Raw genomic sequence first — 6,773 nt, forward strand, 5'->3', positions numbered from 1 at the left:
GCTCAAGTGCTCAAGTGCTCAAGTGCTCAAGTGCTCAAGTGCTCAAGTGCTCAAGTGCTCAAGTGCTCAAGTGCTCAGCAGCCAGCGCATACAGTCGGTGGGGATGGATGCTTGCGTTTGATTATGCAGCGATTGCCCATCGCTATGTTGCTACAATTTTTTATCTGATGCTAGATTAAGGAAAACTTACTTTGTCTCAATATACGGCTCAATCACTTGAAGTTTTATCTGGTTTAGATCCGGTACGTCGCCGTCCGGGCATGTACACTGACACTTCACGTCCTAACCATTTAGCGCAAGAAGTTATTGATAATGCTGTAGATGAAGCACTAGCAGGGCATGCCAATAAAATTACCGTTAAAGTCTATAAAGATGGTTCTTTGTCGGTTGAAGACAACGGACGTGGTATGCCGGTCGATATTCATCCTGAATATGGACAAAGCGGTATTGAGATTATTTTAACCAAGCTGCATGCAGGCGGTAAATTTAGCACCGATAACTATCAATTTTCAGGTGGTTTACATGGGGTCGGGATTTCTGTCGTCAACGCGTTATCGACGCGTGTTGAAGTGAGTGTGCAACGCCAAGGCAATCTGTATCAAATGTTATTTGAACATGGCGAAGCAGTTGCACCTTTAGCCGTGTTAGAAGGTAAAGCCCCAAAACGCGCTTCAGGAACCACGGTACATTTTTGGCCAGAAGCTAAATATTTTGATTCACCTAAATTTGCCTTAAAAGCCCTTAAACATAATTTAAAAGCCAAAGCTGTATTGGCCGCAGGTTTGCAAATTAACTATGTCGATGAAATCAATAACGAAAAAATCACATGGCAATTTGAAAATGGTTTAGTCGATTATTTAATGGATGAATTGCAAGATCGTGAGATCTTGCCGCATCTTGCTTTTGTTTCAAGCGGCGAGGCAGAACGCGCCAGCGCCGAATTTGCCATTTGTTGGAATGTCGAAGGGGGTGAGCAGGTTCAAGAAAGCTATGTCAACTTAATTCCAACCGCGCAAGGTGGCACGCATGTCAACGGTTTACGTACCGGTGTGACGGAGGCATTGCGTGAGTTTTGTGAGTTACGTAACTTACTGACCCGCAACTTAAAACTTTCAGCCGAAGATGTGTGGGACGGGGTCAACTATATTTTGTCGCTTAAATTACAAGAGCCACAATTTTCAGGACAAACCAAAGAGCGTTTATCGAGCCGTGAAGCAGTAACGATTGTGCAAAATATTGCCAAAGATGCTTTTACTTTATGGCTCAATCAAAACTCTGAGATTGCATTACAATTGGCCGAAATGGCGATTGCTAAAGCCGGACGTCGTTTAAAAGCCGCTAAAAAAGTCGAGCGTAAGCGTATTGTGTCAGGGCCTGCACTACCGGGTAAACTTGCCGATTGCGTAGGGCATAGCCTAGATGAATCTGAACTGTTTATTGTTGAGGGTGACTCAGCCGGCGGTTCTGCTAAACAAGCACGCGATAAAAACTTCCAAGCCATCATGCCAATTCGCGGTAAAATTTTAAATACTTGGGAAGTGTCTTCAGACGAAGTACTGGCGTCACAAGAGGTGCATGATATTGCGATTGCCATTGGGGTCGATCCGGGCAGTGATGATTTGTCTGAACTTCGCTATGGCAAGATTTGTATTTTAGCGGATGCCGACTCAGATGGTTTACATATCGCTACCTTGTTGTGCGCGCTGTTTGTTCGACATTTTAGACCTTTAGTTGAAGCTGGACATTTATATGTGGCTATGCCACCGCTGTTTCGTATTGATGATGGCAAAGATGTCTATTACGCGCTTGATGATGCAGAACTTGAAGCGGTATTAAAAAAAGCCAAAACCAAAGCACCACAAATTATGCGCTTTAAAGGTTTAGGTGAAATGAATGCTAGTCAATTGCGTGAAACCACCATGGACCCAAACACTCGTCGTTTGGTACAACTCGATTTAGACGATATTCACTTAACCGCCAGTTTGTTAGATAAATTATTAGCTAAAAAACGCTCAGGCGACCGTAAGCAATGGTTAGAGCAAAAAGGTAATCTTGCTGATATTGCTGTGTAATATTAAAAGCCCCAAATAATGGGGCTTTTTTAATATGAAGCAACTTAGTCCTATACTCATAAAAAATAACCCTTACTCTGTACTAGACTTACATTTTTTACCAATAGTAGGACTAGATTTTGTTAAGTCATAATAAGTGTTGATACATGGTTTTTAGCAGATTTTCCCCCTCAATTTTGCCGCAAAAAAAGGCAGCTTGTTTAGGGGAGTTTTATTCAATTTGATGAGGTTGTAAAAAGGTGTATACATCACAATTGTTGCCTGTACCTATACGGTCAACTACCGCAAAATCACTGGGTGCTTCTAAGCTTAATAAAGGATGATGCCATGTACCTGCATGATAATTGACCCCTTGTGCACCATCTGTGATAAAGGCATAGATTTCATCTAAATTTGGTTCATGTTCATTTTTAGATTTTGCCACCACCACCAAAAAGCGTTGCCCATGCATGGGAATAAAAGCCTGCGAACCATAAGGATGACGCTCTAACATTGAAATAGACACGGGTAAGCTACTTGCTTTCATATTACGAAAAATACTAATACTGGCTTTACCATCTCCTAAAATTTGTGTGTCTGCAAGTGCATGATAACGCTGGGTTCGCTCATCATTAATATAAAAAAATGGTTGCCCTTGACATGAAATCACCTCGCCAAAAGCTGCAAAGTTTGCATGTGTTAAGTTCTGAATGTGGATTTTTTGCATTGTATTTTATAGACAAGGCACTTAAATATTTAAAGTTAAGCGCCAAGCTCCTTGCTTAAACTTTACCAAAGAAACGAATACGGCTAATACCACCATCAGGAATCATATTCACGCGTACATGGCTAATTTTTTCATGTACTAAAACTTCATTAATATAGTCATGAACATGATCCATTTGCATCACTTGTGCATTGAGTAAAAATGGCCAAAACATACTTTGTGGGATTAATTGCGCGTCGGTAGCATCTTCAATATAAATGGCCTGCACAGACACTTGAGCTGGGTAGTTACCTTTAAAATGTGCGGTATCAATTTCAATTTTTTCAATATGCGCTGCATGACCAAGTGCCAAAATACACCAATCAAATCCTGGGGCACGGCGACGTTTGGTTTCCCAACCATCTCCCATGTTTATGCCACGATTGGGTTTAATTAAATTGCGTGGATGTCCGAAGTGCGCATCGCTATAGGCCACAACCCGACCACCATTTTGCAGGGCAACCAAATCAATGACTTGATTATGATTGGCAATTTGAAGCTTTACATCACCATAGACTCTAAAGCGCGCCACACCACCATCTGGGAATATATTTAAGCGTACATGGCTATAAGTGCTGTCATCTTGAATATAAAAAATATGATGTTGTCCCGGACCTAGGCCGGTGTTGCTTAAAATGCTGCACCAAGTTGCATCTTGTAAGTTTCCATCTGGTGCATAACATGCTTCTACCATTGCCGATGCCGGATAGTTACCGGTAAAGAAGCTGGTATCAATATCCAAAGCTTTAATTTGACCTGCCACGCCTAATTCAATCATTGCCCAATCATAGCCGGCATGGCGTTTACGACGTGTTTCCCAACCGTCCATCCATTTACCATGATCGTCAAATTTATCTTCAACAAAAATTGGCGCTTCGCTTTGTAACATGCGTTTGGCTTCGGCAAAAAATTCATCTGAACATTCAATCACCTTAGCGCCAATCGCGGCATCGGCCAAGTTAGTCAGTGGTTGCAAAGCATGGGGTAATTCAAAAACAGGAGCATGTAAGGTGGCCATATTTTTATCCTATAGGCTGTTGAAAATTGCAAGCATGGGCAGCACAGCCCAAAACAATGCGTATTTAGGCTTTAAAAAGCACAGCGTGTGCCAAGTTGGTCAGTTTTTCTATGCAGCGCGATAGAAATGGCATAGTTTTCGCTTTAAAGCACAACATTAACCACTAATAAATAGGCAAATAAAATGGAAATTGTGATTATTGGTGCAGGCATGGGTGGACTCACTGCAGGAATCGCTTTAAAAAAATTTGGTCATCAGGTGCGTATTTATGAGCAAACCGAAACAATACGCCCAGTAGGTGCGGCCATTTCGTTATGGTCCAATGGGGTGAAGTGTTTAAATTACTTAGGTTTAACTGACAAAGTTGCAGCGTTAGGTGGTCAAATGGACAACCTTGCCTATATTGATGGTTTAAATGGCGATGTCATGACTCAATTTAGCTTGCAACCTTTAATTCAAGAAGTCGGTCAGCGCCCTTATCCTGTATCACGTGCCGATTTACAAAATATGTTGATGCAAGAATTTGGTCAAGAAAACCTGTATTTAGCTAAAAAGATGACTAATCTTAGCCAACAACAGGACCGTGTACAGGTAGAGTTTGCCGATGGTTCAAGCACCGAAGCTGATGTAGTGATTGGTGCAGATGGTACGCATTCGCTCACCCGTGGTTATGTATTAGGTGAAAGCGTAGAGCGGCGTTATGCAGGTTATGTCAATTGGAATGGTTTGGTGGAGATTGCACCAGACTTAGCACCTGCAGATCAATGGACAACATTTGTAGCACAAGGTAAACGTGCTTCACTCATGCCTGTGGCCAAACAGCGTTTTTACTTCTTCTTTGATGTGCCACTACCGGCAGGTTTAAACCAACAGCGTTGTGATTATAAAAACTTACTTAAAGGATATTTTAAAGATTGGTGTCAGCCTGTACACAACTTAATTGATGCAATTGATGAAAACAGCACCAATCGTGTTGAAATCCATGACATTGAACCGTTTAGCCAATTTTATAAAGGTCGTGTGGTGATTTTAGGCGATGCCGCACATAGCACCACACCTGATATTGGACAAGGCGGTTGCCAAGCGATGGAAGATGCCATTTATTTGGCTCGCTCATTACAAATCAATACTTTAGGGGTGGAAGATGCGCTGTATCGTTATCAAGAAAAACGTCAAAGCCGTGCTAATGAGCTATTATTACGTGCGCGCAAACGCTGTGATGTGACGCATATGAAAGACCAAGCTGTCACAGAAGATTGGTATGCAGATTTACGCCGTGAGCAAGGCCCACACATTATGCAAGGCATTATGAGCAATATTGTAGGTAACCCATTAGATTAAAAAATTAATCTAATAATAAGCAGCTAAAACAATAAAAACATACTACAGCCAAAGGGCATAATGCCCTTTTTTTTTACACATTCACAGCCCAAGCCTACACCAAAACGCGCTAAGCTAGAGCATAAGCATCCACAATAAGGAACAAAAATGATGCAAAAACTTCTACTAGCTTTTACTGCCAATACACTTGAGCAGCTGATTTTAAATCACCAAAGTGTAAGTGATATTGTTGAATCTGATCAGATTCAATATCGTCTACAGCTTGATAACACATGGCCTGCTTTAAACGCTCACCTACAAAATCATCAGGTATTAAAAGAAGTGCTACAGCCCATTCATCCACTCAGTACCCAGCCAAGCCAAGATGTGATTCTAAGCTATAACACTGCGGTGCGTGTGGCACAGGTGTATGAAGTCTTAAATGCGCTACAGGTCAATGAATTTATTCAAGAAAAACATATCCATGCGCTACACAAAAACAATATTGTAGTTGATCAATCGGTGGATGATGTATTGGCAAGCCTACGTTTGGCCTTAAATCAACTACAAACTTTTTATTATCAAGCCGCCGAACATAATTTGGTGGTCGTTGCTGTACAAGGCGAGCACTTAGTTGGTAGTTACTTCTAAGTGAAGTTGCATATAGACCAAATCGCGCCATGTTCCAAATTTAAAGCCCATTTGAGGCAAGTACCCCGTTTGTACAAAGCCTAACTTTTGATGCAGCAGAATCGAAGCTGTATTCTCTGCATCAATGGCGGCCACCATCATATGCAGTTTTTGTTGTTGTGCATGCTCAATCAAAGCCAACATTAAGCGCTTGCCTAGCCCTTGGCCTTGGTATTCGGGTTTTACAAAAACTGAGTGTTCTACGGTATAGATATAACCGCTATTTTTGCTAAAAAACGAGTAATCGGCATAAGCTGCAATCTGTTGGCTGGTATCTTCAACAGCGACTAAGAGCGGAAAATTATGATGTTTTAACTCAGTAAAGAAATTTTGCATATAACTGAGTTCAAAAGGTTGGGTGTTCCAATTGGCGGTATTGCTGGCAATTTCAGCATTATAAATTGCTAAGATCTCAGCAAGATCTTGTTGAGTGGCAGCACGTAAACTAAAAGCCATAACAGGAGAGCTTAAAAAAGGCGTAGCAGTTACTCTAAAACAGCGCATAAAAAAAGCAAGACCGAAGTCTTGCTTTTTCTACATGATATGTTGGTTTAGAAGTGATATTTGACCAAAGCACTCACGTCATTTTGGTCAACATCTTTAATGCCGTATTTATTTTTCCACACTGAATGTTCAACACCCACATATAGCTTAGTCTGTGGTGAAATGTGTTTACCCACATTCCATTTATACTGACTGGTCCAATTTAGCTCACTTGCATGGGTATCTTCAGCAGTTGACCAATCAAAGAAGGCATCGACAAGGAAATCTTCATTGCCTAATTTAAATGGTACCGCATAAGTGATGGTCATTTGATAATCATCATCTTTGCCTGACTTACTGTCGTTATCTATAGCCAAATCCTAAAAACTATAGAACAATAGAGATATGGGATATTCAAAAGATTTTAAAGACAAAGTCATAGAAA

General features: G+C 41.1%; 6 protein-coding genes and 1 pseudogene. 3 read left to right on the forward strand and 4 right to left on the reverse strand.

The window, feature by feature from the left end; genetic code table 11:
- Window positions 1-191: 191 nt before the first annotated feature.
- On the forward strand, window positions 192-2,072 hold the full coding sequence (gene parE, locus Q0Z55_RS12290; protein WP_297429182.1) for a DNA topoisomerase IV subunit B: 1,881 nt from the start codon (window positions 192-194) through the stop codon (window positions 2,070-2,072).
- Window positions 2,073-2,283: 211 nt separating this feature from the next.
- Here the strand turns inward: parE and Q0Z55_RS12295 are convergent, their stop codons facing one another.
- Both Q0Z55_RS12295 and alc read right to left on the reverse strand, forming a co-directional pair.
- Window positions 2,284-2,778, reverse strand: coding sequence for an ureidoglycolate lyase (locus tag Q0Z55_RS12295; protein ID WP_297429186.1), 495 nt, complete (start codon window positions 2,776-2,778; stop codon window positions 2,284-2,286).
- A 55-nt stretch (window positions 2,779-2,833) separates the two neighbouring features.
- The gene (alc, locus tag Q0Z55_RS12300; RefSeq protein ID WP_297429189.1) at window positions 2,834-3,835 is read right to left on the reverse strand and encodes an allantoicase; all 1,002 of its coding nucleotides are present in this window, start codon (window positions 3,833-3,835) and stop codon (window positions 2,834-2,836) included.
- A gap of 183 nt (window positions 3,836-4,018) precedes the next feature.
- On the opposite strand from alc, the gene hpxO reads away from it, so the two are divergent.
- Together hpxO and Q0Z55_RS12310 are read left to right on the forward strand one after the other, a co-directional pair.
- Window positions 4,019-5,176 (forward strand): FAD-dependent urate hydroxylase HpxO, encoded by a 1,158-nt coding sequence (gene hpxO, locus Q0Z55_RS12305; RefSeq protein WP_297429192.1) that lies wholly within the window; start codon window positions 4,019-4,021, stop codon window positions 5,174-5,176.
- A 150-nt stretch (window positions 5,177-5,326) separates the two neighbouring features.
- Entirely contained in the window at window positions 5,327-5,806 is a 480-nt protein-coding gene (locus Q0Z55_RS12310) for a DUF1877 family protein (RefSeq protein ID WP_297429195.1), read from the forward strand.
- On the opposite strand, the gene Q0Z55_RS12315 is transcribed toward Q0Z55_RS12310, so the two are convergent.
- Together Q0Z55_RS12315 and Q0Z55_RS12320 are read right to left on the reverse strand one after the other, a co-directional pair.
- Entirely contained in the window at window positions 5,786-6,301 is a 516-nt protein-coding gene (locus Q0Z55_RS12315; RefSeq protein ID WP_297429198.1) for a GNAT family N-acetyltransferase, read from the reverse strand. The two genes, Q0Z55_RS12310 and Q0Z55_RS12315, sit on opposite strands and share 21 nt — an antisense overlap.
- 95 nt (window positions 6,302-6,396) lie before the next feature.
- A pseudogene (locus Q0Z55_RS12320) lies at window positions 6,397-6,773 on the reverse strand (ion channel protein Tsx); the annotation flags it as partial.

Origin of the sequence: uncultured Acinetobacter sp., from assembly GCF_947626835.1 — a bacterium.
GTDB lineage: Bacteria > Pseudomonadota > Gammaproteobacteria > Pseudomonadales > Moraxellaceae > Acinetobacter.